General features: G+C 69.1%; 23 protein-coding genes and 2 pseudogenes. 17 read left to right on the top strand and 8 right to left on the bottom strand.

What is annotated here, in order from left to right:
• Nucleotides 1-14: 14 nt before the first annotated feature.
• The 7 genes and pseudogenes from ACFPFQ_RS12115 to ACFPFQ_RS12085 all read left to right on the top strand — a co-directional run bounded on the left by ACFPFQ_RS12115 (nt 15) and on the right by ACFPFQ_RS12085 (nt 5,653).
• A complete protein-coding gene (locus ACFPFQ_RS12115) occupies nt 15-977 on the top strand; it encodes a thiamine pyrophosphate-dependent dehydrogenase E1 component subunit alpha (RefSeq protein WP_379617936.1) in 963 nt (320 codons plus the stop codon).
• Between the two features lie 66 nt (nt 978-1,043).
• Nucleotides 1,044-1,871: pseudogene (locus ACFPFQ_RS12110) on the top strand (mycofactocin-coupled SDR family oxidoreductase); the annotation flags it as partial.
• A gap of 37 nt (nt 1,872-1,908) precedes the next feature.
• On the top strand, nt 1,909-3,135 hold the full coding sequence (locus ACFPFQ_RS12105) for a cytochrome P450 (RefSeq protein ID WP_379617934.1): 1,227 nt from the start codon (nt 1,909-1,911) through the stop codon (nt 3,133-3,135).
• Between the two features lie 18 nt (nt 3,136-3,153).
• Complete coding sequence (locus ACFPFQ_RS12100; RefSeq protein WP_379617932.1) at nt 3,154-3,351, top strand: ferredoxin; 198 nt, start codon at nt 3,154-3,156, stop codon at nt 3,349-3,351.
• Between the two features lie 28 nt (nt 3,352-3,379).
• Entirely contained in the window at nt 3,380-4,321 is a 942-nt protein-coding gene (locus ACFPFQ_RS12095; protein WP_379617930.1) for an SDR family NAD(P)-dependent oxidoreductase, read from the top strand.
• A gap of 186 nt (nt 4,322-4,507) precedes the next feature.
• Nucleotides 4,508-4,813 carry a transposase gene (locus ACFPFQ_RS12090; RefSeq protein ID WP_379617928.1) on the top strand — a complete coding sequence of 102 codons (306 nt, stop codon included), beginning with the start codon at nt 4,508-4,510 and terminating at the stop codon, nt 4,811-4,813.
• 531 nt (nt 4,814-5,344) lie between these two features.
• A complete protein-coding gene (locus ACFPFQ_RS12085; RefSeq protein WP_379617926.1) occupies nt 5,345-5,653 on the top strand; it encodes a transposase in 309 nt (102 codons plus the stop codon).
• A 42-nt stretch (nt 5,654-5,695) separates the two neighbouring features.
• Here ACFPFQ_RS12085 and ACFPFQ_RS12080 read toward each other — a convergent pair whose 3' ends face one another.
• Together ACFPFQ_RS12080 and ACFPFQ_RS12075 are read right to left on the bottom strand one after the other, a co-directional pair.
• Nucleotides 5,696-5,947 carry a hypothetical protein gene (locus ACFPFQ_RS12080; protein ID WP_379617924.1) on the bottom strand — a complete coding sequence of 84 codons (252 nt, stop codon included), beginning with the start codon at nt 5,945-5,947 and terminating at the stop codon, nt 5,696-5,698.
• A 43-nt stretch (nt 5,948-5,990) separates the two neighbouring features.
• Complete coding sequence (locus ACFPFQ_RS12075; protein WP_379617922.1) at nt 5,991-6,896, bottom strand: alpha/beta fold hydrolase; 906 nt, start codon at nt 6,894-6,896, stop codon at nt 5,991-5,993.
• A gap of 505 nt (nt 6,897-7,401) precedes the next feature.
• On the opposite strand from ACFPFQ_RS12075, the gene ACFPFQ_RS12070 reads away from it, so the two are divergent.
• Complete coding sequence (locus ACFPFQ_RS12070; RefSeq protein WP_379617920.1) at nt 7,402-8,511, top strand: sugar ABC transporter substrate-binding protein; 1,110 nt, start codon at nt 7,402-7,404, stop codon at nt 8,509-8,511.
• On the opposite strand, the gene ACFPFQ_RS12065 is transcribed toward ACFPFQ_RS12070, so the two are convergent.
• A complete protein-coding gene (locus ACFPFQ_RS12065) occupies nt 8,504-8,764 on the bottom strand; it encodes a hypothetical protein (RefSeq protein ID WP_379617918.1) in 261 nt (86 codons plus the stop codon). The genes ACFPFQ_RS12070 and ACFPFQ_RS12065 overlap by 8 nt on opposite strands.
• A gap of 1 nt (nt 8,765) precedes the next feature.
• Between ACFPFQ_RS12065 and ACFPFQ_RS12060 the strand changes: the two genes are divergently transcribed.
• Genes ACFPFQ_RS12060 through ACFPFQ_RS12050 form a run of 3 tightly spaced genes read left to right on the top strand, consistent with a single transcriptional unit; the run spans nt 8,766 to nt 11,685 of the window.
• Nucleotides 8,766-9,572 (top strand): ABC transporter permease, encoded by an 807-nt coding sequence (locus ACFPFQ_RS12060; RefSeq protein ID WP_379617916.1) that lies wholly within the window; start codon nt 8,766-8,768, stop codon nt 9,570-9,572.
• A complete protein-coding gene (locus tag ACFPFQ_RS12055; RefSeq protein WP_379617914.1) occupies nt 9,485-11,080 on the top strand; it encodes a sugar ABC transporter ATP-binding protein in 1,596 nt (531 codons plus the stop codon). Before ACFPFQ_RS12060 ends, ACFPFQ_RS12055 begins: the two co-directional genes overlap by 88 nt.
• Nucleotides 11,077-11,685, top strand: coding sequence for a PaaI family thioesterase (locus ACFPFQ_RS12050; RefSeq protein ID WP_379617912.1), 609 nt, complete (start codon nt 11,077-11,079; stop codon nt 11,683-11,685). Before ACFPFQ_RS12055 ends, ACFPFQ_RS12050 begins: the two co-directional genes overlap by 4 nt.
• A gap of 163 nt (nt 11,686-11,848) precedes the next feature.
• Here the strand turns inward: ACFPFQ_RS12050 and ACFPFQ_RS12045 are convergent, their stop codons facing one another.
• The 3 genes from ACFPFQ_RS12045 to ACFPFQ_RS12035 form a co-directional block, all read right to left on the bottom strand.
• Nucleotides 11,849-12,487 carry a TetR/AcrR family transcriptional regulator gene (locus tag ACFPFQ_RS12045; RefSeq protein WP_379617910.1) on the bottom strand — a complete coding sequence of 213 codons (639 nt, stop codon included), beginning with the start codon at nt 12,485-12,487 and terminating at the stop codon, nt 11,849-11,851.
• 42 nt (nt 12,488-12,529) lie between these two features.
• Nucleotides 12,530-13,333, bottom strand: coding sequence for an enoyl-CoA hydratase/isomerase family protein (locus tag ACFPFQ_RS12040; RefSeq protein ID WP_379617908.1), 804 nt, complete (start codon nt 13,331-13,333; stop codon nt 12,530-12,532).
• A 102-nt stretch (nt 13,334-13,435) separates the two neighbouring features.
• On the bottom strand, nt 13,436-15,094 hold the full coding sequence (locus ACFPFQ_RS12035) for an AMP-binding protein (protein ID WP_379617906.1): 1,659 nt from the start codon (nt 15,092-15,094) through the stop codon (nt 13,436-13,438).
• 142 nt (nt 15,095-15,236) lie between these two features.
• Between ACFPFQ_RS12035 and ACFPFQ_RS12030 the strand changes: the two genes are divergently transcribed.
• The 6 genes and pseudogenes from ACFPFQ_RS12030 to ACFPFQ_RS12005 all read left to right on the top strand — a co-directional run bounded on the left by ACFPFQ_RS12030 (nt 15,237) and on the right by ACFPFQ_RS12005 (nt 19,818).
• On the top strand, nt 15,237-16,439 hold the full coding sequence (locus ACFPFQ_RS12030; RefSeq protein ID WP_379617904.1) for a cytochrome P450: 1,203 nt from the start codon (nt 15,237-15,239) through the stop codon (nt 16,437-16,439).
• Between the two features lie 8 nt (nt 16,440-16,447).
• Nucleotides 16,448-16,810, top strand: a pseudogene (locus ACFPFQ_RS12025) (AMP-binding protein); the annotation flags it as partial.
• 331 nt (nt 16,811-17,141) lie between these two features.
• A complete protein-coding gene (locus tag ACFPFQ_RS12020) occupies nt 17,142-17,381 on the top strand; it encodes a hypothetical protein (RefSeq protein WP_379618168.1) in 240 nt (79 codons plus the stop codon).
• Complete coding sequence (locus tag ACFPFQ_RS12015) at nt 17,365-17,949, top strand: AMP-binding enzyme (protein ID WP_379617902.1); 585 nt, start codon at nt 17,365-17,367, stop codon at nt 17,947-17,949. Before ACFPFQ_RS12020 ends, ACFPFQ_RS12015 begins: the two co-directional genes overlap by 17 nt.
• A 96-nt stretch (nt 17,950-18,045) precedes the next feature.
• The gene (locus ACFPFQ_RS12010; protein ID WP_379617900.1) at nt 18,046-19,086 is read left to right on the top strand and encodes an acetyl-CoA hydrolase/transferase C-terminal domain-containing protein; all 1,041 of its coding nucleotides are present in this window, start codon (nt 18,046-18,048) and stop codon (nt 19,084-19,086) included.
• A 60-nt stretch (nt 19,087-19,146) separates the two neighbouring features.
• Nucleotides 19,147-19,818, top strand: coding sequence for a GntR family transcriptional regulator (locus ACFPFQ_RS12005; protein ID WP_379617898.1), 672 nt, complete (start codon nt 19,147-19,149; stop codon nt 19,816-19,818).
• Between the two features lie 68 nt (nt 19,819-19,886).
• Here the strand turns inward: ACFPFQ_RS12005 and ACFPFQ_RS12000 are convergent, their stop codons facing one another.
• Together ACFPFQ_RS12000 and ACFPFQ_RS11995 are read right to left on the bottom strand one after the other, a co-directional pair.
• Complete coding sequence (locus tag ACFPFQ_RS12000) at nt 19,887-21,674, bottom strand: acyclic terpene utilization AtuA family protein (protein WP_379617896.1); 1,788 nt, start codon at nt 21,672-21,674, stop codon at nt 19,887-19,889.
• A 1-nt stretch (nt 21,675) separates the two neighbouring features.
• Complete coding sequence (locus tag ACFPFQ_RS11995) at nt 21,676-22,878, bottom strand: acyl-CoA dehydrogenase family protein (protein WP_379617894.1); 1,203 nt, start codon at nt 22,876-22,878, stop codon at nt 21,676-21,678.
• Between the last annotated feature and the right edge of the window lie 38 nt (nt 22,879-22,916).

Genomic DNA, 22,916 nt, shown 5'->3' with positions numbered 1-22,916 from the left:
TGAACGGAGCACCGATGACGATCCCGAAGGCGCAGCTGCTCGACGTCTACGCCGTCGCCGCACTCGGCAAGGAACTCGACGACCGGGTCCAACAGCTGCTGATGGCAGGCACCATCGCCACGACCTGGTTCTCGTGGCGGGGGTCGGAGCTGATCGGGGCGGTCGTGGGCACCGTGATGCGGCCGGAGGACCAGCTCGTCGCCTACTACCGCGACGGCATGTCGCAGTTCGCGAAGGGCTCGTCGGTGCAGCGGCTGTTCGCCGAGGCACTCGGCAAGGCCACCGGGACCCAGAAGGGGAAGTCCGGGTGGGTGCACTCGGTCGACCTCGACGCGAACGTGGTGATGAACTCCGGCGTGGTCGGCGGCCAGCTGCCGATCGCGGCGGGCTGGGGGCTGGCGTCGGTGCTGCGGGGCGACGACAAGGTCACCGTCTGCACCTTCGGTGACGGCGCCGCGAACGAGGGCGCCTTCCACGAGGCGCTCACGCTCGCCTCGCTCTGGAAGCTGCCGGTCGTCTACGTGTGCCACAACAACCGCTACGCCGAACACACGGCCTTCGACAAGACCTCCCCGGTCGCGCACGTCGCCGACCGGGCCGCCGCCTACGACGTGCCCGCGGTGACCGTCGACGGGGGTGACGTGCCGACGCTGTGGGACGCGATGGGCACCGCGATCGAGAGGGCCCGCACCGGCGGCGGCCCGTCACTGGTCGAGGCGACGACCTACCGGTTCCGCGGCCACACCCGTTACGACCCGATGCGCTACATCCCGGCGGGCGAGGTGGACGAGCAGGTGCGGGCCGACCCGCTCCCGCTCTTCCGGTCGTGGCTGGTCGAACAGGGCCGCGCGACCGAAGCCGAGCTGGCTGCGCTGGACGCGCGTGCCCGCACCGAGGTCGAACAGGCCTGGGAGTTCGCCCGCGACAGCCCGTTCCCCGACGCCGAGGAGCTCCTCGCCGACGTCTACGCGTCCTGAGCACGGCAGTCCCAACAGGCAGTCCCACCGACAGTCACAGGAGACCAGTTATGGGGAAAGCTCGACGGCAAGGTCGCCTTCATCACCGGCGTCGCCCGGGGCCAGGGTCGGTCGCACGCCGTGCTGCTCGCGGAGGAAGGCGCCGACATCATCGGCGTCGACATCTGCGAGCCGATCGACTCGGTGGGCTATCCGATGGCGACGCCGGAGGATCTCGCCGTAACCGATGCGCTGGTGGAGAAGGCGGGCCGCCGGATGGTGGCCCGCCGGGCCGACGTCCGTGATCGGGCCGCGCTGCAGTCCGCAGTGGACGAGGGTCTCGCCGAGTTCGGGCGGCTCGACGTCGTACTGGCCAACGCGGGGGTGATGGCCCACGGTGTCAAGCCGTACACGGACTCGGAAGCTGCGTGGCGCGACAGCATCGACATCATGCTCACCGGGGTGTGGAACGCCCTGCAGGTCGCCGTGCCGTCGATGATCGCCGCCGACAACGGCGGCGCGATCGTGATCACCAGCTCGACCGTCGGGCTGGGCTTCGTCACCACCAACTTCGACGGCTACGGCGCAGCGAAGTTCGCCGTCGTCGGGCTGATGCGGGCCTACGCCGGCCGGCTGGCCCGGCACAACATCCGGGTCAACACCATCCACCCGACCGGCGTCGCGTCGCCGATGATCCTCAACGAGCACTTCGCGCAGTTGGTGACCGAGCACGAGGCGGTCGCGGCGAGCTTCGGCAACGCACTTCCGATCGCGACCCTCGACCCGATCGATGTCAGCCGCAACGTGCTGCACCTGATCTCCGACGACGGCCGCCACATCACCGGACACACCCTCGCCGTCGACGCAGGGCAGACCACCGTCGCCCTCGGGAGCGGCCCCGCGGTACTCGGGTAAACGAGTCAGCCCTGTCCCGCGACCAGGAAGGAGCACCATGGCATCCGCCCCGACGTCCACGCCGGAGGCCCCACCGCCCCCACCGCAGCAGACGCTGCCGCTGATCCGGCTGGCCGAGGCCCCGCTGGATCCGCCGCCGCAGTTTGCGGCACTGCGCCGCGACAACCCCGTCACCCCCGTCGGCATCTGGGACGGGACCGGCCGGGCCTGGCTGGTGACGCGCTGGGAGGACGCCCGCGCGTTGCTGCGGAACCCGGCCCTCAGCGCCGAGATGGGCCGTCCGGGGTTCCCGCTCACGCGGCCGGGGGTGCCGCCGCCGCCGTACGGGTTCTTCCAGGGCCACGACGACCCTGTGCACACCACGTTCCGCAAGGCACTGACCCGCGAGTTCACGATGCGGCGGATCGAGGCGATGCGGGAGCCGACCGTGCGGATCACCGACCGGCTGCTCACCGCGATGATCAGCCAGGGCGGCCCTGCCGACTTCGTGACCGCGCTCGCCCTGCCCCTGCCGTCGTTGGTGATCTGCGAGCTCCTCGGGGTGCCCTACGCGGATCACGACTTCTTCCAGCAGCACTCGAGCGTCCTCGTCGACTTCCGCTCGACCGGTGCGGAGATCGTGGCCGCGCGAGCCGCGCTCGGCGACTACCTCGAGCGACTTGTGGACGTCCGCAGGCGGGAGCCGCGCGGCGACCTCCTGAGCACGCTCGGGGAGCACGTCGAGGCGGGGACGTTCTCTCTGCGGGACGCGGCCGACCTCGGTGCTTTCCTCCTGTTCGCCGGCCACGAGACGACCGCGAACATGATCGGCCTCAGCGTGCTCGCGCTGCTGGCACATCCGGACCAGATCGGGCGGATCCACGATCCCGCTGCGGCACCCACCGCCGTCGAGGAGCTGCTGCGCTACCTCACCATCGTTCAGTCGGGGCTGCGTCGGATCGCGGTGGAGGACATCACCGTTGGCGGCGAGCTGATCCGGGCCGGCGACGGTGTGATCATCTCGTTGAACGCGGCGAACCGGGACGGTGACGCGTTCGCCGACCCGGACCGGCTCGACCTCCAGCGAGCTGATGCCCGCCGCCACGTGGCGTTCGGTTACGGGGTGCACCAGTGCCTGGGACAGCCGCTGGCCCGCCTGGAGCTCACGATCGTCCTCCCTGCGGTGTTCCGCAGGCTGCCGGGACTTGCGGTGGACCTGTCCGAGGTCGTCTTCAAGGACACGGCGTTCGCGTACGGACCGCGCGCCATGCCGGTCACGTGGTGATGGTGAAAGGGAGGTCGCATGCGCGTCGAGGTGGATACGTCCCGGTGTGTGGGGGCGGGACTGTGTGTGGGGAGCGCGCCGGAGGTGTTCGACCAGCGCGACTCGGACGGCATGGTCGTGCTGCTGGTGGCGACGCCGCCTGCGGAGCGCGACGCAGCCGTCCGCGAGGCGGCATTCGTGTGCCCGGCCGAGGCGATCAGCGTCGTGGACGAGTGATGCGACGCTCCGGGAGCGAGGAGAACCGATGAAGATCGCCGAGGACGAGCTGCGCTTCGACGGGCGGGTCGCGATCGTGACCGGGGCAGGCCGTGGCATCGGGCGGGCGTACGCCACGCTGCTCGCCGCGCGCGGATCCAAGGTCGTCGTCAACGACCTGGGCGGGACACGCGCAGGGGTGGACGGGGACCCCGGCGTGGCCGAGAGTGTCGCGGCCGCCATTCGGGACGCCGGGGGTGAGGCGGTCGCCGACGGCTCGGACATCGCGACCGCGGACGGTGCCGCGGCGCTGGTCGACACCGCCGTCGCGTCATGGGGCCGGGTGGATGTGCTGGTCAACAACGCGGGCATCTATCTGCCCGACGCCTTCCCCGACATCGAACCGGCAGAGTTCCGCCGCTACTTCGACGTGCACGTGGGCGGCAGCTTCGCCGTCACGCGGAGGTGCTGGCCGCACATGGTGCGGGCCGGCTACGGCCGGGTCGTGATGACGACCTCGCACGGAATGCTGGGTTCCGCGGCGCTGACGTCCTACGGTGCGGCGAAGGGAGCGGTCTTCGCGCTGGCCAGGGCGTTGGCCATGGCAGGCGGTACCGCGGGCATCCTGGTCAACAGCGTGGCCCCCGTCGCGGCCACTCGGATGACCGGTGCCACCGATGACGCGCCGGGAGGGCGGTTCGGTGTCGACTCGTCCGCACCCTCGCTCGTAGCGCCGCTGGTGGCGTTGTTGTGTCACGAGAGCTGTGCGGTGACGGGGGAGACCTTCCTCGCAGGGGGTCGCCGGCAGGCGCGGCTCTACCTCGCGGAGACCCCGGGCTACGTGCATCCCGGGGTCGACCTGACTCCGGAGGACGTTGCGGCGCACTGGGCTGAGGTGCTGGACACCGACGGAGCGATGGTCCCCACCGACACGCTCAGCTGGCTGGACATGAACGCCGCTCGGCTCGTCACCACGCCGGTCGGCGAGTAGCGCTGACTCGGACCGCAGCCCTGGGGCCTTCCCTTGGAAGGCGCCGCCGGGTATTCAGCGAACCGCAGGTGGTGCTCGGTAGGTGGCCGACCCGGCCAACGCCTGACCCGACGGCTCACCATCGCGGCGTCGCGCACCACGCTGTTACGCCTGGTCCGCGCCCTGCCCCTGGCAGAACCTGGCACGGTGACCGTGCACGGCGTTGATGACTTCGCGTTCCGTCGAGGCCACACCTACGGAACGATCTTGGTCGACATGGACACCCACCGGCCCGTCGATGTACTGCCCGACCGCCTCGGCGACACCTTCGCCGACTGGTTGCGCGCCCACCCCGGCGCCGAGGTGATCTGTCGTGACCGTGCCAGCGGAAACGCCGAAGGCGCCCGCGTCGGCGCCCCGGACGCGATCCAGGTCGCGGACCGGTTTCACCTGCTCTACAACCTCACCGACGCGGTCAAGCGCGTCGTGCGCGCGTCAGAAGTGCCTGCGTGATCAGCCCGCTTCCGACGCCGTGGCCCAGCCCGATCCGACCCAGTCCGATCCAACCCAGCCCGCCGCGCCGGACGGCGAACCGCAGGATGTTGTCGTGGGGCACCGAGCCGAGCTGACCCGACTGCGTTGGGCTGAGGTCCGCGCCTTGTCGGACAAGGGGATCGGGACCACTGCGATCAGCAGGGCGCTGAATCTGGACACCAAGACGGTGCGGCGCTACGCCCGCGCAGCCGCAGAGGAGCTGCTCACCACGATGCCGCGCCGGGCCCACGAACTCGATGCCCACGCCGCCTACCTGGCCACACGCTGGCAAGAGGGCTGCACCAACGCTGTCCGGCTCACCGCCGAGGTGCGCGAGCGCGGCTACCGCGGCAGCGAACGGTCCGTACGCCGCCTGCTGCAAACGTGGCGTGCCAGCGCCGGCCCCGTCGCCACGCCCACCGGCCCGCCGACACCGCGTCAGGTCACCGGGTGGATCATCCGCCCCGCGTGCGACCGCACCAAGCACGCCATGCCGCTCTCGCGCGGATCGTGGATCGCTGCCCGGTCCTACGCGCAGTCGATCAGCTGGTCGGCGACTTCGGCGGAATGCTGCGCCACCTCCACGGCCAGCACCTCGACACCTGGATCGCGCAAGCCCAGGCCAGCGAGATCCCGCAGCTGCACGGGTTCGCCACCGGCCTGCTCAAGGATTACGACGCCGTGCGCAATGGGTTGACCCTGCCCTGGAGTAGCGGCGCCGTCGAAGGTGCCGTCGGGAAGCTCAAGGCGGTCAAACGAGCGATGTATGGCCGAGCGAACTTCGATCTCCTCCGCCGCCGCGTCCTACTCCCCACCTGAGCCGGCCACCACGGATTCACGGACTTTGCGCCAGAGCCCCCACTACTTGGCCGTTGACAAACACCCACCGCCAGCCCGTAGCCCAGCCAGCGCGCCGCTGGCGGTCATGGACACCAGGATGCCCAGGATCACCCGGCCCATCACTGTGCCAATGACCTGGCCGCGCCGCTGCGGGGCGGCACGTGACGCGGCGTAGGGGATCGCGACCTGCGCCGCGGCGGCAGTCAGCCGGATGACCACCATCGCGACGAGGAGCAGCCAGAGCGAGGGTGCGATCGAGGCCAGCCCCAGCACCGCTGCAGATGCGTGAAGCAGGTATCCCCGCCGTGCCTGCTCGTCATCTGCCGGCCGCGCGCCGCTCTCCCCGTTGCACTATCGACATCACGACATCGACGAGGCTCGGCCAGAACCCGGGCGGAAGGTCGTGGCCCAACCCGTCGACGACCATGAGATCGGCATCCGGGACAGCGGCAGCGGTCGCCCGGCCGCCGCTCACATCGCAGAGCGGATCGACCGCGCCGTGCACGACCAGCGTCGGGACCCGCAGACTCCGCAGAGCCGGCGTGCGGTCCCGTGCCGTCAGTGCCGCGGCGGTCTGGCGGCTGAGGCCGGCAGGATCGACGCCGATGTCGAAGGCTCGCCTGCCCCGGTCCCGCAGCCACCCCTCGTCGAGGTCGAATCCGGTGGAACCGATCACCCGCGCCGTCGCGACTGCATGCTCGGCCATGCCTTCTCGGGTGGTCGGCGGCGCGGCCGTGAGTGCCCGCATCGCCTCGGGTTGTGCGCCACCCACGGTGGGATCGTTCGTGGTCGACGCGAACGACGTGAGAGAGCCGATCCGGTCGGGGTGGCCGATCGCGACCGACTGGGCGATCATCCCTCCCAACGACATGCCGACGAGGTGTGCCGAACGCAGTCCCAATGCCTCGATCAGCCCGACCGTATCGTCGGCGAGGTCCTCCAGGGAGTACGGAGGTGCCGCCCGGCCGGCGAGCACCGCCGCGATGTCGACGGGACCGTGGTCGGCCAGGTGCGTGGAATCGCCGACGTCGCGGTTGTCGAACCGAACGACGTGGTGCCCGCTGTCGGCGAGCATGCGGCAGAAGCCATCAGGCCAGTAGTGGCGGTACCCGCCGAGACCCATGATGAGCAACACCGTCGGGCGTTCGGGGTCGCCGATCGTCTCGTAGGCCAGTTCGACCTCACCGACACGTGCCACAGCGGGGGTGGACGCGGCTACCACGATCGACCCCGTTCGCGGAGGCACGGAGCCGGCCGACGGCGACCGGAACATTCCTCGGATCGCATGGCTGCCTCCCGCGAGCGCTGCGGTGGTGAGCTGTTCGACGACTTCGGCTTGGCACAGGATAGCAAACAAGTGTTTGTTGTACGCGTGGGCTCCGTCGATGCCCGGGGTCCGCGCTGGCGGCGATGCCGATCTCGGTTACTCATGGTAATCGAATTTGTCCTGCTGGTCTCAGCAACTTGATTCTAAGTTAGGTTCCAGAACCTCTTGTAAGTCGCCGAGCCACGTGTCACGATTCCTCCTGTCAGGACCCGGATGTCCTCCGCCCCGCATGCCATCGGCCGCTCCGAGCAGGACAGCGACGTGGACGGGCAGTCGTCCGTATTGAGCGTGAGGGAATCGACCGGTTCCCTGGCTAGCCATCGACCCAGCGCCGGGATGAGTGCTCGACGGCAGCTCAGTCGGTTCAACTTGGAGAGAACCTGTGAAGACATTACTGTCCGTGACGGCGTCGGCGCTTCTGTTCGCCATGGTCGTCACCGCGTGCGGGAGCTCGACCGATGCGCCGAGCGGAGCGACGGGTGGCTCGGCCGACTGCACTGCGGCCGCGAACTCGGTGGTCGGTGCGGGCCGTGCCGACGTCGCACCCTTCCTGCCCAGCGCCCCGGTCGACGCATCCAAGGTCAAGGGCAAGACCGTCTGGCTCATCCAGAACTCGGTGACGCCGCTGGTGACGGCCGTCACGAAGGGGATGACAGCCGCTGGTGAGCGGGTCGGCGTCACTGTCAAGGCGGTGTCCGGCGAGGGGAGCATCCCGACGATCGTCAGCGCCGTGTCCCAAGCCGTGGCCCAGAAGGCTGACGGAATCGTCCTGCTGGCCATCGCGCCGACGGGCGTGGCTGCTCAGGTCGCCGAGGCCAAGGCTGCGGGCATTCCGGTCGTCGACACCTACAACAGCAACGTCGGCACGGACATGTCCGCGGGTGGCTTCTTCGGGCACGTGTCGGCCGACTACGCGGCAGGCGGGAAGATGATCGCGGCCTGGATGATGGCCGACTCGAAGTGCAACCTCAACGCCGCAATTCTCGGCAATGCCGCCCTGGCCCCGCACAAGGCGCAGAGCGACGCAGCTCAGACGGAGTTCCAGACGGTGTGCGGCGGCGCGTGCAAGAGCGATTTCGAGACTCTGGATCTCCCCAAGCTGGCCACGAGTTCGGGGCCCCAGGTTCAGCAGGTCCTGAGGCGGAACCCGGACATGAAGTACGTGTACTCCAACCTTGACGGCGCCGTCACCTTCATCGCGCCGGCGATCCAGCAGGCGGGCAACGCCGACGTCAAGGTGGCGTCGATGGGCGGTGACACCGCGTCGCTCGAACGGATCAGGAGTGGCAACAGCGTCCAGAAGTCAGTCGTCGCCATCGCCCCACAGGTGTACCAGGGCTACGCGTTCATGGACCAGATCATGCGGGGTATGACTGGCGCGGCAGCCGTCGACTGGACGCTTCCGATCCGGTTCGTCGACTCCTCGAACGTCGGTAAGTCCGACGCCGACATCTTTCCCCGATTCTCCGGCGTCGAGGCGTCGTTCGCCGCGCTCTGGGGCGTCAGCTGATGGACCGCCTTCCCAGCTCCACCGCCACACCGGAAGCTGTCGTCCCGTCAGACAGCAACCCTGAACCCGAGAGCTCGGGTTCCGCAGCGCTGTCGGTTCCCAGGGGCGGGGCCGGCTCGACGATCACCTCGATCATCGCGAAGTACGGCGTCGTCATCGCGGCCCTGCTTCTCATACTGGTGTTCTCACTCCTGCTGCCGAGCACGTTCGCCACCCTGGGGAACGCGCGGACGATCGTGAACTCTTCGGCCATCGTGCTGGTGCTGGCGCTCGCCGCCACGCTCCCGCTGCGGGCCGGCGGGTTCGACCTCTCCATCGCCGGAACGATGGTCGTCAGTGCCGGCCTGGTGGCGGTGATGACGGCAAAGGGGGTTCCCTGGCCGGTTGTGCTGGTGGCCGTTCTCGTGATGGGTGCCGTCGTGGGCGCCGCGAACTCGGCTCTGATAGTGGGCTTGGGCCTCGACGGGTTCGTGGTGACGCTGGGAACGCTGACGGCCCTCGAGGGGATTGCTCTGGCGATATCCGGCGGCGAGATCCTGACGGGTGTCTCGAGCTCGGTCGTCAGCATCGTGACCGCGAAGTTCCTCGGCGTCCAAGCCATGACCTGGTACGCGTGGATCCTCGTCGGCGTGATGTTCTACGTGTACAACTGCACCCCCGCTGGGCGCTACCTCCTCTTCGTCGGCGGCAGCCCGGACGCGTCGAAGCTGGCGGGCCTCTCGGTCACCCGCATTCGGACCGTGGCCCTCATGAGCGCTGGAGTACTGGCCGGCTTCGCCGGGTTCATGCTGGCCGGCAGCTTCGGCGCGGTCGACACCTCCATCGCGGGGCAGTACCTGCTCCAGCCCTACGCCGCTGCGTTCCTCGGGGCGACGACCATCGCGGTCGGCCGCTTCAACGCCTTGGGCACACTCGTCGGCCTCTATCTGCTGGTCATCGGCATCGCAGGTCTGCAGCTGTTCGGTGCAACGGAGTGGGCGACGAACGTGTTCAACGGCGGGGCGCTGATCGCCGCCATCACGTTTGCGAAGCTGGCGAGCAACCGCCGAGGCAGATCATGACCGCGATGGTGGATGATCTGTTGACCGTCCGGGGACTCGGCAAGCACTTCGGGGGACCTTGGGTCCTGCAGGATGTCGACCTGGACGTGCGACGCGGCGAGATCGTCGGCCTCGTGGGCGAGAACGGGTCCGGCAAGTCCACACTGGTCAAGATCTTGACGGGTTACCACGCGCCCGACAGCGGCACCGTGCACATGGGTTCGACGGAGCTGGCGTTCCCGGTGGCCCATTCCGCTGAGCGCGGGATCTCCGTCATTCACCAGGACCTGGGCCTCATCGAGTCGATGACGGTGGCCGAGAACCTCGGCATCTCCTCGTCCTACGGCACCCGCGTGCTGGCCCCGGTGAAGACGAAGAAGGAGGCCGATCTCTGCCGGTCTCTGCTCGCGAGCTTCCACGTCGACGTCGACCTCCAGGAACCGCTCGGCAACCTGGCCCCCTCCGTCCGGTCCGCGGTCGCGATAGCGCGATCCATACGGGTGCTTCGAGGCAACGCCGAGAATCAGCTGCTCATCCTGGACGAGCCGACCGCCTACCTCGGCCACGACGACTCGTTGCGGGTGCGCCGGCTGATGCGCCGCGCGGCAGACGACGGTGCCGGCGTCATCTTCATCTCCCACCACCTCGATGAAGTGGTGGAATCGTGCGACCGGCTCGTCGTGCTCCGGGATGGGCACCTCGTCGACAGCTTCGAGACCACCCACGTCAATCGCGGGGACGTCATCGCCGCGATGCTCGGGCGTCCGCTCGACCGCTTCTACCCGGAGCCCCGCAACAACCGGCGGGAGCAGCTTGTCAGTTTTCGGGGGGTGGCTGGGGGAGCGACCCGGCAATTCGACCTCGACCTGCATGCAGGCGAGGTCGTGGGGGTCACCGGGCTGGTGGGCTCCGGCTTCCAGGAGATCCCCTATCTCCTGGCCGGCCTGGCCTCGCGCACGGCGGGTTCGGTCGTCCATCGGGGCACCGACGTGTTGGGAATGAACCCGAAGAAGCTCCTCGCGCGAGGCATCGCGGTCGTGCCAGGAAATCGCCAACGCGATGGAGTCTGGCTGAAGGGCACCGCCCAGGAGAACATCAGCCTGCTGCGGCTCACGCGGTTCTTCCGATGGCCCCGACTCCGGGTGCGAGAGGAAGCGGCGGAGGCACACGAACTGATGGAGAGGTTCGGGGTGCGCCCCCTGGATCCCGGGCTGCGTCTGGACGCCTTCAGCGGAGGGAACCAGCAGAAGATCGTGATGGCCAAGTGGCTGTCCACGAACCCCGATGTGATGTTGCTGGATGAGCCCACACAGGGTGTGGATGCCGGGGCTCGGCGAGACATCCTGGACATCGTCGCGAGCGCCGCGGACGCGGGGAGCGCGGTGGCGATCTTCTCGGCCGACATCGAGCAGCTGTCGCAGATGTGCGACCGCGTGGTGGTCATGGCCGCCGGGCGGGTGTCGGCCGTCCTCGGAGCTGCCGACGCTACCGAGGAGCGGATTCTCAGCGCCGCCTATGGCGACGCATGACGGCAGCGGACTCTCCGCACGTCGCTCCGCGTCCGGTCGAGGGCGAGGCCGACCGCTCCGAGCTCATCGCGACGTTGCGCCGGCTCCAGGACCGGCTGGCGGATGCGTCGGGATCACCGGACCTGGACCGGTGGACGGCGCAGGCGTTGGGCAAGGTCCTCGAGCGTCACGGTCCGCCCCCATCGAGCCCTGGCGCCCGGAGCCGCGACCTCAGCGGCTCGACGATCGGGTTGGACCAGGTGCTGGTCCCGCACTTCTGGGTGGTCGAGTCGTCGCCTGATGCGGTGCGCGGCACCGTGCGGTTCACCCAGGCCTTCACGGGGCGAGGCGCCGTGCACGGCGGCGCCATCGCTCTGTTGTTCGACGACGTGCTCGGGAGGCTCGTGGATTCCCGGGCCGTCGAGGCACGGACGGCCTACCTGCGGGTCGACTTCCGGAACCTGACCCCGGTGGGTGAGGACCTCGACTTTCACGGAACCGTCGTCAGCTTCACCGGCCGGAAGCTCCAGATGGGTATCGAGCTTTCCCACCGCGGGACCGTGCTCGCCCAAGGTGAGGGTCTCTGGATCGCCCCGAGGGCAGGGCTGTCCACCGCTCGAGCCTGAGATCCGCCCCGGCCGAGAGCGGTAGGCGCGACGCCGATGCACCAGTGGGTGGCCGCAACCGGACTTGACCTCCGGCGCGGCGAGAGGGCGGGCCCGATCGGGTCCAGGTCCTTCTCCATCTGTCGCCGACATCATCGCATCGGCATGGCCCAGGGTGGCCGCGTCACGATGGAGCGGGAGCGATGCGCCCCGTGGCCAGCCGCGCCGCGAGATCGGCGATCTCGGCCACGGACGCCGGGCCCTCCGGCCGAAACCACGCCGTGGACCAGTTGAGGGCGCCCGCGATGAGCAGCCGGAGCACCCGCCCGTCGATGGCCGGATCGAGGAACCCATCGGCCGTCGCGTCATCGATCAGGGTGGAGAGGTATCGGCCATAGTCGCGGTGGAGCTCGATCGCCGGTCCTTCGACGTCGGCAGGAGCCTGACCCAGCGTGCGGATGGCGGCGCGGGCGATGTCGTTCTCGGTCAGGAGGTACCGCACGTGGGCCGTGACCGCTGCAGCGAGGCGATCCTGCGACGAGGCCGATGGTTCGAGCGCGTCGACCGCTGCGATCACGTGTGCCAACGTCTCAGTGATTCCGCGCGTCATGATCTCGCGGATGAGGTCCTCGCGGCTGGCGAAGTAGTAGTACAGACTGCCTGCCTTGGTGCCTGCTCGTTCAGCGATGTCGTTCAGCGTCGATCCGGCGTAGCCGTGCTCGGCAAGCACTCCAGCGGCGCTCTGCAGAATTCGTTCTCGCGTCGACTCGCCGCGGCTGGTCAGCGGAGGTGGTGCCGCCTCCGTGGGCGCGTCTTGCTTCATGCGCTGATGCTAACCGTGAACCTGACGTTTCGCTAATCTAAGTTAGACTAGGTCAAGGGGAATAGCTGCTGGAGCATGCGGTCCGCTCCAGGCGGCACCGGACCACGACGCCACAGCCTCCAGTGCCAGACCTGAGGGCACATCGAGGGCGATAGCGCGTCGCAGTTGCGTGACCAGCACGATCCGGGTGTTGCGCACGAACACCGGATTGCACGCCGCAAGGCGGGCCGCATGGTCTGTGGCCCGCCCGAGGAGGCGGTCTGGGCTGACGATCTCGCCGACGAGGCCGAGGGCGCGCGCCTCGGGGGCGTAGATCTTCTCGCCGGTCAGCAGGAAGTACCGTGCGCGATTGGGGCCGAGCAGCAGTGGCCACACCACCTGGACGCCGTCGCCGGGCACGAGCCCGAGCGGGACGTGGGCGGCATCCTGGAAATAGGTGTCAGGCGTGCAGAGGACGATGTCGCTGAGCAGCGCGAGCTCGGCGTGCACCGATACGGGACCATTGACCGCGGCGATGACGGGGACGTCGATGGACAGCAGTGCGTTCAACATCAACGTGCCCTCGAAGGACCCGGTGTCCATCTGCACGGCGGTGGCCTCGCCTCGCGCTACGGCCTCCTCGAAGGCCGGCTCGAGTTCGATGAACTCGTCCCCGCTACCGGTCAGCACGACCGCGCGCACGGTGCGATCGCTCGCGATCTGCTGGAACAGTGCAGGAAGTTCGCGGTGGGGGAGGCCGGTCCACCGCAGCGCCCCGCCTCGGGAGTGCAGGCGCACCGTCAGGACACCGTCGTCCGACTGTTCGACTGCTGCGGTCTTGTACTCCCACTTGGATGCTGTCGACACAGCGCCTCCTCGGTCGTCGTGCGAGACACCGTGGTGGTCCGCATCAGAGTTCTAATCTAACATAGACTCGAGATCTTCCGGGGTGGATCGGCCGGCCGCGCTTCAGGACCCCGTTTTCGCGGTGCGGCTGCGGCCGCGCTGGCCGCGATCGAGCGCATCGGTGGTGACGCCGGCCTTTCGCAGGACGTCCTTGCGCACCTTCTGGTTCGCGGTCTTCGGCAGCGCGTCAGCACTGACGAGGAAGCGCGGCGACGCGAAGTAGGGAAGTTTGTCGTCACAGTGCAGGCCGATCTCCGCAAGGTCGCCGGCGACGCCTGCGCGGAACACGATCGTCGCCATCACCTCGTCCTCGGAGAGCGCCGAGGGCACGGCGTACACGGCCACCTCCTCGACCGAGGGGTGCAGGGAGATGACGGACTCGACCTCGAACGACGAGATGTTCTCGCCGAATCGCCGCATCGCATCCTTGGAGCGGTCGACGAAGCGGAACCAGCCGTCGGGATCGCGGATCAGGACATCTCCGGTGTGGAACCACAGGTTGCGGAAGGCGTCCAGCGTCGCCGTCGGGTTGTTCCAGTAGCCGCGCATCATCACGTCCGGCTTCCGAGGCCGCACCAGTCCTTCGCCGGCGACGCCGTCGGGAACGGGGTGGTCGTGGTCGTCCACGACGATGCACTCGAAGTCAGGGTGGAGAACGCCGGCGTATCCGGGGCGCCCGGTCACGTTGGGGGGCGTGCCGATGATGCTGGACGTATCGGTCATGCCGTACTGCGACACCAGCCTGATCCCGAAGCGGCGTTCGAAGGACTCGTAGAGGTCGGCGGTCGGTGTCGGCACGCACAGTGCTGTGCGGACCTTGTTGTCGGCGTCGTCGGGACGCTCGGGCGCCCCCCAGAGGATCGGCACCATCGCACCGAGGATGGACGTCGTCGTCGCACCCTCGTTCCGCACCTCGGCCCAGAAGCCGGACGCCGAGAACCGCCGGCCGAACACGGCCGCTGCCCCGGCCCGCAGTGCAGGGAGGAGGGTCACGCAGAGCGCGTTGGCGTGGAAGAGCGGAAGGCAGTTGTGCAGCACGTCGTCGCGCTGGTACTCGAACATCCAGTCCGCGTTCTCGCCGAAGGCGACGATCGAGTTGTTGCTGTGCAGCACGCCCTTCGACGGCCCGGTGGTTCCGGAGGTGTAGAGGATGCTGGCGTCGGCGTAGCGGTCGGTCGGGACGGGCGGGACTCCCGCACCTTCCATCGCTGGTGGGAGGTAGCGCACATCGTGCTGCTCCCATGTGGGATCGGGCTCGCCGTCGTGGACCGCGAGGATCCGGGCTTTGGATCCGACCGCGCGTAGCGCCGGAAGGACCGCGTCGAAGAACGTCGTCTCCACGACGACCACCGCCGGTGCGGAGTCGCGCAACATGTGTTCGAGGATGGGGCCACGGAGGCTGGTGTTCAGCGGCACCGAGATGGCGCCGGCATGAGCCGCTCCGAAGAACGCCCACAGGAACTCGATCCGGTTCGAGGTCATGATCGCGACTCGGTCGCCAGAGCTCACGCCGGCCTCACCGAGCAGGCCCGCGAACACCGCCGCGTCCTGGAGCAGGGCGGCAGCCGTGCGGCTCTCGCCGCCGACGAAACGTACAACGTCTTTGTCCGAGGACAGCGCCGCTGCACACGCGAGGCTTCCCAGAATCGTTCGATCATCCACAGGCCGTCTCACGCTCTCTTCGTTGGGGCGGACCGAAACTATCTGCAAAATTGGCTCCAATCAAGCCCTGTAGGTTCGGAGGTCGCGCACAAGCCCCCGGACCGCGGTCGTGAGGTCGCTCACCTGGTGGACAGGCCATCCACGGTGCAGCTACTCTAACCTAAATTAGTTTAGGAATCAGTCGCCGTCTGGGGAGCCTGCCTTGCTTGATCGACTGTTCGAGCCCGACGTCGTCCAGTGCCCGTTCGCGCGGTATCGGGAGCTCCAGGACAGCGGTCCGGTGCACAAGGTCCCGGATGAGGACCTCTACCTCGTGATGACCTACGACGAATGCGTGAGCGTGCTCGGCGATCCGGAGACCTTCTCGTCGAAGGCGGGCCCCGGGTTGCGTCAGAAGCAGTACGAGTCGGCCAAGAAGGTCCTCGACGAGGGGCACCAGATCGTTCGGACGTTGTTGACCAACGACCCCCCGTCGCACAGCTACTACCGCAAGGTGGTGAGCAAGGCCTTCACCGCCCGCCGCATCGCCGCGTTGGGGCCAGGTGTGAAGTCGACCGTGGACGAGCTCGCGGAGCGTCTCGTGGCCGAGCCGACGGTGGACTTCATCTCGACCTTCGCGCAGCCACTCCCGCTCATCGTCATCGCCGACTTCCTCGGGGTGTCCCGCGAGGACCTCGACACGTTCAAGCGCTGGTCAGACGATGCCGCCTCGGTGTTGGGCGGGACGCTGACCGAGCAGGAGCAGATCCGGGTGAACCGGTCACTCATCGAGCTGCTGCAGTTCTTCGCCGACCAGTCGGCCGAGCGGCGAGCAGCGCCGTCCACTGACTTCCTCAGCACCCTGATCGCCGCCGAGAACGGCGAGCTGTCGGTCGAGGAGATCATCGCCATCGCCTACGTGGTACTGGTGGCCGGCAACGAAACCACCGTGAACCTCCTGTCCTCGGTGATGCTGATCCTGCTGCAGGACGACACGCTCATGGAACGGGTCCGTGCGGACCGCTCGCTCGTCCCGACCGTGGTCGAGGAGGCGCTCAGGCTGCAGTCGCCCGTGCAGGGCTTCCCACGGCGGGTGCTCTCCGACACGACGATCGCGGATGTGAAGGTCCTCAAGGGCTCGCAGGTGATGGTGATGGTCGCAGCGGCCAACCGGGACCCCGCCTACTTCGAGGACCCCGACGAGGTGCGGCTCGAGGCCGGCCAGTCGCGTGGCCACATCGCCTTCGGTAAGGGGATTCACTTCTGTGTGGGTGCCGCCCTGTCGCGGCTCGAGGCCGAGATCGGCGTGAACGCACTGCTCGACCGGTTCGGGTCCATCGCACTGGCCGACCGGGACTTCGTACCCCGCTACGCCGACAACGCCATCCTCCGTTCCCTGCTCGAGCTGCCGATCACGGTCAGTTGAAGGTCCAGGTGAACGCCATTGACGTCGCGCCGGTCGGCCTGCTGCCTCCGCTGCGGGAGCGCACGGTGGACGGCCTGTGGCGCCGCGCCCTTCGCGCCGTGCCTCAGCACGCCTTCCTCGTCACCGACGAGGGCGAGTTCACCTATGCCGAGGCCGAGACCCACGTCGCAGGCGTGACCCGCATGCTGCGCGACGGCGGCGTCGCGCAGGGCGTTCACGTCGCGGTGCTGCTCGACAACGGCGCAGAGTACGTCTGGCTGCTGCTCGCGATCGCCCGGATCGGCGCCGTCGGTGTGCCGGTGCACGCCCAGGCCCGCGGTGCGCTGACGCGGCACTTCTTCGGGTCGACGGACTGCACCCACGCGGTGGTCGGCGCCGCCTACGCCCCTGGCGTCGCGGCTGTGCTCGACGCACCGCTCACCGGGACGGTGTGGATCGTCGGCGACGGAGATCCGGGGCCTGCGCTCGCCGCCGACCGGCGCCCCTACGTCGAGCTGCCCTACGGCACCACCACGGGGTCTGCGTCACAGGCCCGGTTCTACACCTGTCTCCCGCTCTCCCACGCGAACGCCCGGTGTCACAGCCTGCTGCCGGCGATCGGCCTGGGCGCCACCCCTGGTGCTCGGGCGGCGCTTCTCCGTGAGCCGCTACTGGTCCGACGTTGGCCGCCGCGACTGCACCGCGATCAGTCTGCTCGGCAGCATGCTGCAGTTGCTCGCGAAGAAGGAGCCCACAGACGAGGAGCGCGACAACCTGGTCTCCACCGTGTTGGTGGTTCCCTTCCCGGGGAACGTCGCGGAGCTCGACGAGCGCTACGACGCCCGTTTCGCGACGCCGTACGGCCTCACCGAGTGCGCACCGGTCTCGATCACCCGGCCGGGAGAGGGGTACGACCGGCCCACCGGCGTCGCAGGACGACAACGACGTGATCATCGTCGATGACGATGACATCGAGGTGCCCCGCGGCGCGGTCGGAGAGATCCTCGTACGCAGGCACGACCCGTTCGTCACCGTCCAGCGCTGCTACGGTCGTGAGCGCGAGACCTGGGACGACTTCCGGAACCTGTGGTTCCACACCGGCGACTTGGACTACCTCGACGAGGACGACTACCTCTACTTCGCGGGCCGCAAGTCCGATTCCCTGCGCCGACGGGGTGAGAACGTGTCGATCCAGGAGCTCGAGGACGTGCTGCACGCGTTCGACGGCGTACTGGAGGCGGCCGTGGTCGCGGTGCCCTCGGACCTGGGGGAGATGTCCGAGGACGACATCGCCGTCTTCTACACCCTCCGCAGCGGTGCACAGCTGTCCGAGCGCGACCTGGACGAGCTCGCTGTGGGGAACCTGCCCCGGTACATGGTCCCGCGGTACGTCCGCATCGTCGAGGACCTGCCGAGGACTCCGACATCGAAGATCCGCAAGGATGCTCTTCGCCGCGACGCCGCGGCAGACCTGATCGCGTTCTTCGACGCCGAGACCCACTGCACCCGGAATCGTGGAAGGGACGGCTGACCTGTGCGTACCGTCCTTTGTGCCGAGGGTTCGTGCGAGCCCGGTGCGGCGTTGGTGGCTTATCTCGAACAGTGCCCGCCGACGCCGGACGATCCCGTGCACCTCGTTTTCGGGATGCGCCGCACACCTCCGGAGCTGCCGTTCGCGCCGTCCGGGCACTTCACGATCGGCACCTTCGTCCCCGGCCGAGGGCTGCGGGGGATCGCGCCGATCAGCTATCACCGCAAGAGCTATGAGGGCATCTGTGCAGCACTGGTCTCCGGAGAGTTCCGCCCGGACGTCGTGATCACCTGCGCTACCCCGCCCGATGAGCAGGGGCGCCGCACGCTCGGGGGGATCGTGAGCTACCTCGACCTCGCGATGGCCCGGGCCGGGCGGGTCGTGGTGGAGGAGGTGGCGTGGCTCCCGTACATCGCGGGTTCGGCTCCAGTGCCCGATGACTGCGAGGTGCTCGCCGTCCGTCCCGCGCCGACCGGGCCCACCGTCGGCTTCTCGGCCGATCACGACGAGATCGACGCCCGGGTCGCGGCGCACATCGCGGATCTCCTGCCCGACCGGCCGCGGCTCGCGCTCGGAATCGGGCGGATCCCGGATGCACTGGCCCTGTCGCTCGCCGGCCGCGGGGACGTCGAGGTCCTGACCGGGGTGGTCACCGAAGCGGTGGCCGGGATGGCTGCCGACGGGGCGCTGGCCGACGCCACGATCCGGTCGATGTCGGTCGTCGGGCCTCCGTCGTTGCTCCTGTGGGCGGCGGGTGCGGACGTGGTGCTGTCGTCGTCGACCACCATCCAGAGCCCGTCCTGGCTCGGAGGGCAGGACAGGTTCGTCGCCGTGCTGGGTGCTCTGAGCGTCGACGGCGCGGGGAACGTCAACTCCGAGCGGATCGGGAGCCGGACCGTCTCCGGCCTCGGTGGCGCACCCGACTTCGCGAGAGGGGCAGCGGCGAGCGCGAACGGCCTGTGCATCGTGGCGGTGCGCAGCAGCGACGCGCACGGTAAGAGCCGCCTGGTTGACGTGGTCGAGGACCCCACGCTCGACGGCGCCTGGGTGGGCGCAGTGGCGACCGAGCACGGTGCGGTTCGACTGACCGGCCTGAGACCGGCCGAACGGCGCCGCGCGTTGGCGGCCATCTTCTGAGCTGACGACGATCCGCGATCGGCAGCGGGTCACCGCCCGATGACTGATACTCTCGGCGCCATGACGGCAACTGTCACCAAAGTTGGAGCCGATCCCGTCGGCGCCGCGCGCGGAGGGTCGGTTGCCCACGCCGCATTCGAGATCCGTGGCCTCGTGCTCCGCCGGGAGCTCCTGCCGGGCGAGCAGCTGCGGCAGGAGGACCTCGCGCAGCGCATCGGCATCAGCCGCGGCCCGATCCGGGAGGCGCTGCAGGTGCTCGCGGTCGAGGGTGTCGTGCGGTACGAGCGAAACCGGGGCTACTTCATCGCCCGGTTCACCACCGACGAGATGCAGCAGCTCTACACGATCCGTGACCTGCTCGAATCCGCGATGCTCGAGCGACTCCCGATCCCGGCGGAGTCCGTGCTGGCGGAGTTGCGCGAGATCAACGAGCAGATCCGCACGGGCGGCGACGACCTGGCTACCGTGATCGAGCTGAACTCGCGGTTCCACGACTTGATGCTGCAGCAGTCCGGGATGCGGATCCTGCACGAGCAGCTGCACCACATCTCCCGCATGACGACCGCGTACCAGGCCCTGTCGATCAACGCGTTCACGGACTGGAAACTGCTGGCCTCAGATCACGACCAGCTCATCGCAGCCCTCGAGGCAGGCGACAACGACGCGCTGTGCGCCGCCGCACGCGAGCACCGCAACCGCTCGCTCGAACGGCTCGGCCCGCTGCTGGGCTGACATCCGGTGGGCTGGCGTCGGTGGGCTGGCATCCGCCCTCGGCCGGATGCCAGCCCCGGAACTGCGAGTCAGCTGGCAGGCGCCGGGTCGACGAGGCCACTCGGGACGTCGACCAGGCGGCTGGCCAGATACTCGCCGAGTCCCTTGCCCTGAGGATCCACACGGGTGCACGCGGCTACCCCGTCGCCCAGGTAACCGGCGACGACGAAGTTGACACCGCCCAGGTTCGGGAACACGAACCGCGTGACATTGAGCCCGGCGAGCTCGGGCATCAGCTGCGTGAGCCGGGCCGAAGTCAGGGTCGCAATCAGCCAGTCGAGGCCCCGGGGATCGCGCACCCAGGCTCCGATGTTCGCTGTGCCAGCCTTGTCCCCGGACCGGGTGCCGAGCACCGTCCCGAGCTGCACGCGTGTGGTGGGCCCGGCCGGGGCCTGCGGCGACACCACCACCTCGTCGTCTCGTTCGACCGGTGTCGCGGGCGCGGCCACGGGAGCGGGCGGCCACGGGACCTCGACCGGTTCGGCATCCGGGAGCAGCACGCGGGCGACCGCGAGGTCCTTTCCGACCAGCGTCGGCCACTGCACGCCGAACGATCGGGCCCGCTGCGGCGGAGTCGTCAGATAGAGGCCGGGGATGTTCGAGGTCGCGATCGCCGTGATCGGGGCGGAGAAGTGCGCCCGGTCGACCGTCTCGCGCCGGGTGTCGCGGACCGTGACGATCAGCCATGCGGTGGAGGCCTCGAAGTCGCCGTGCGGGTCCGCGGGGCCGACCATCGACCACCGGCACTCGTCGAACGACTCGGGCGGACCGATCGCTGCGTGCACCTGCTCCTCGACCCACCGGCGCTTCGCGTCGAGGTTCCTGCCGGTGAGCCCGATCGTCATCGTGTTGCGATAGCCGCCCTCGTAGGTCAGGGCGCACTTGAGCATCCCGGTCGGCGGGCCGCCGCGGGCCCCGCTCACCCGCACCCGGTCGCCGCCGAGGTCCTCGACCGTGACGCTGGTGAGGTCGACGACGACGTCGGGGTTGGCGTACTGGGTGCCGCCGATCTCGTAGAAGAGCTGGGCGAGCACGGTGTCGCGGATGACCAGCCCGCCGCTGTCGGGGCTCTTGCCGATGACCGCCGAGCCGTCGGCCGCGATGTCGGCCAGCGGCATTCCCGGCAGTCCGAGCGGGCCGTGTTCGGCGAAGGCGGAGAAGTTGCCGCCGGTCGCCTGCGCCCCGCATTCGATGATGTGCCCCGCGGCGACGGCCCCCGCCAGCGCGTCGAGGTCGTTGGGCTTCCAGCCGTGGTGCCACGCGGCCGGGCCGACGACGAGCGAGGCGTCCGTGACCCGCTGGCACACGACGATGTCAGCGCCCGAGGCCAGCGCCTGGGTGATCGGCCAGGCGCCCAGATAGGCGTTCGCGGTGAGGACGCGCTCGCGCGCCGAGTCCGGCAGCGCGGTGCCCGTGTCGATGTTGACCAGCGGGAGGTCCGTCGCCGAAGTGAGCAGCGCGGTGAGGTCGTCCCCGTCGACGGCCGCGACGCGGAGCGTGACACCCCGCTCGGCGCACAGTGCCCGGATCGCCGTGGCCAGGCCGGGGGCGTCGAGGCCGCCCGCGTTCGTGACGACCTTGATCCCGCGCCGGGCGATCTCCTCCAGGTGCGGGTCCAGAACGTCGAGGAAGGCGCGGACGTAGCCCACCCCGCCCCGCGAGCGGTTCTTCTGCAGCACGAGCATGGTGAGCTCGGCGAGGTAGTCGCCGGTCAGCACGTCGACGTCGGCGGGCAGCAGTTCGGCGATCCCGTCGGCGCGATCGCCGTTCCACCCCGTGAACTGTCCGATCCGAAGCGTGCGGGTCTCGTTCGTCATCTCAGTAGCTCCGGGGGAGGCCGAGGGTCTGTTCGGCGATGTGGTTGAGGATCATCTGGTTGTTGACCGGAGCGACCCGGGGAAGGCGCGACTCGATCCAGAGCCGTCCGACGGGGTACTCGCGCGCGAAGGAGTAGCCGCCGAATACCTGCATCGCCGCGTCCGTCGCCGCGCACGCGGCCTCGCTGCACAGGTACTTCGCGGCGTTGGCGAGCGTGCCCGCGGCCCGCGGGCCGCGCGCCTCGTACTGCGCTACGGCGCGGCCGAGCACCTCGGCGGCGGCCAGCAGGTCGAGGTAGGTGCGGGCGAGCGGATGCTGCACGGCCTGGTTGGTGCCGATGGCCCGGCCGAAGACCACGCGCTCGATGCCATAGCGGGCGGCGGCGGCCAGTGCTGCACGGCCGAGGCCGATCGTCTCGGCGGCGACGAACAGGCGCTCGCTGTTGAGGCTGTGCAGCAGGTGGTAGAAGCCTTGCCCGACCTCGCCGACGACGCGGGACGGTTCGACCTCGACGTCGTGGAAGAAGACCTCGCAGGACGCGACCGAGTTGCGCCCGATCTTGGGGATCGGGCGGATGTCGACGCCCGCGGCGTCGAGATCGACGAGCATCAGCGTCAGTCCGAGCCCGCGGCGCTCGTCGGCAGCCGGAGTGGACATGCGGACCAATAGGAGGACCTGGTCGCCGCGCTGTGCGCCGGTGTTCCAGACCTTCGCCCCGTTGACGATGTACGTGTCGCCCTGCAGCTCGGCCCTTGTGGTGATCTTCGTGGTGTCGGTGCCGGCGTCCGGCTCGGTCACGCCGAAGGTGACGTACAGCTCGCCTGCCGCGATCCGAGGCAGGATGTCGCGCCGCTGCTCCTCGGTGCCGAACGCGAGGATCGACGGGACGCAGAGCAACGTGGTGTGCACCGAGCTGCAGGCGTTGAGACCACCGCCGCTTGCGGCGACCTCCTCCAGGATCGCCACCATGTCCGCTGTCGTGCCGCCGCCGCCGCCGTACTCCTCCGGGATCAGCGAGCCCAGGAACTCGGCCGCAGCGAACGCCTGGAAGAACTCCTCCGGGAAAATGTGGTCGAGATCGCTGCGGTCCCAGTACGCCGCGTCGAACTTCGCGCACATCTTGCGGACGGCCTGTCGCACCTCGAGCCGCTCCTCGAGGTGTGGGAACTTGTCGCTCAAGGAGTCGAGCGCAGGCTGGGACATCAAGGAATCTCCGACTTCGTTGGGGGCACGTCCAGAGG

This window comes from Pseudonocardia sp. GCM10023141, from assembly GCF_042653605.1.
Note: the sequence above shows the minus strand (reverse complement) of the source record. Positions and strands in the feature narration are given on the sequence as shown.

What these genes read in the sequence shown, in the direction of transcription:
- ACFPFQ_RS12115 (WP_379617936.1), top strand. Translation starts at nt 15, where the DNA reads ATGACGATCCCGAAGGCGCAGCTGCTCGACGTCTACGCCGTCGCCGCA.
- ACFPFQ_RS12105 (WP_379617934.1), top strand. Translation starts at nt 1,909, where the DNA reads ATGGCATCCGCCCCGACGTCCACGCCGGAGGCCCCACCGCCCCCACCG.
- ACFPFQ_RS12100 (WP_379617932.1), top strand. Translation starts at nt 3,154, where the DNA reads ATGCGCGTCGAGGTGGATACGTCCCGGTGTGTGGGGGCGGGACTGTGT.
- ACFPFQ_RS12095 (WP_379617930.1), top strand. Translation starts at nt 3,380, where the DNA reads ATGAAGATCGCCGAGGACGAGCTGCGCTTCGACGGGCGGGTCGCGATC.
- ACFPFQ_RS12065 (WP_379617918.1), bottom strand. Translation starts at nt 8,764, where the DNA reads ATGGCCGAAGAGTTCACGATCGTCCGCGCGTTCCCCAGGGTGGCGAAC.
- ACFPFQ_RS12050 (WP_379617912.1), top strand. Translation starts at nt 11,077, where the DNA reads ATGACGGCAGCGGACTCTCCGCACGTCGCTCCGCGTCCGGTCGAGGGC.
- ACFPFQ_RS12045 (WP_379617910.1), bottom strand. Translation starts at nt 12,487, where the DNA reads ATGAAGCAAGACGCGCCCACGGAGGCGGCACCACCTCCGCTGACCAGC.
- ACFPFQ_RS12020 (WP_379618168.1), top strand. Translation starts at nt 17,142, where the DNA reads ATGCTGCAGTTGCTCGCGAAGAAGGAGCCCACAGACGAGGAGCGCGAC.
- ACFPFQ_RS12005 (WP_379617898.1), top strand. Translation starts at nt 19,147, where the DNA reads ATGACGGCAACTGTCACCAAAGTTGGAGCCGATCCCGTCGGCGCCGCG.
- ACFPFQ_RS12000 (WP_379617896.1), bottom strand. Translation starts at nt 21,674, where the DNA reads ATGACGAACGAGACCCGCACGCTTCGGATCGGACAGTTCACGGGGTGG.
- ACFPFQ_RS11995 (WP_379617894.1), bottom strand. Translation starts at nt 22,878, where the DNA reads ATGTCCCAGCCTGCGCTCGACTCCTTGAGCGACAAGTTCCCACACCTC.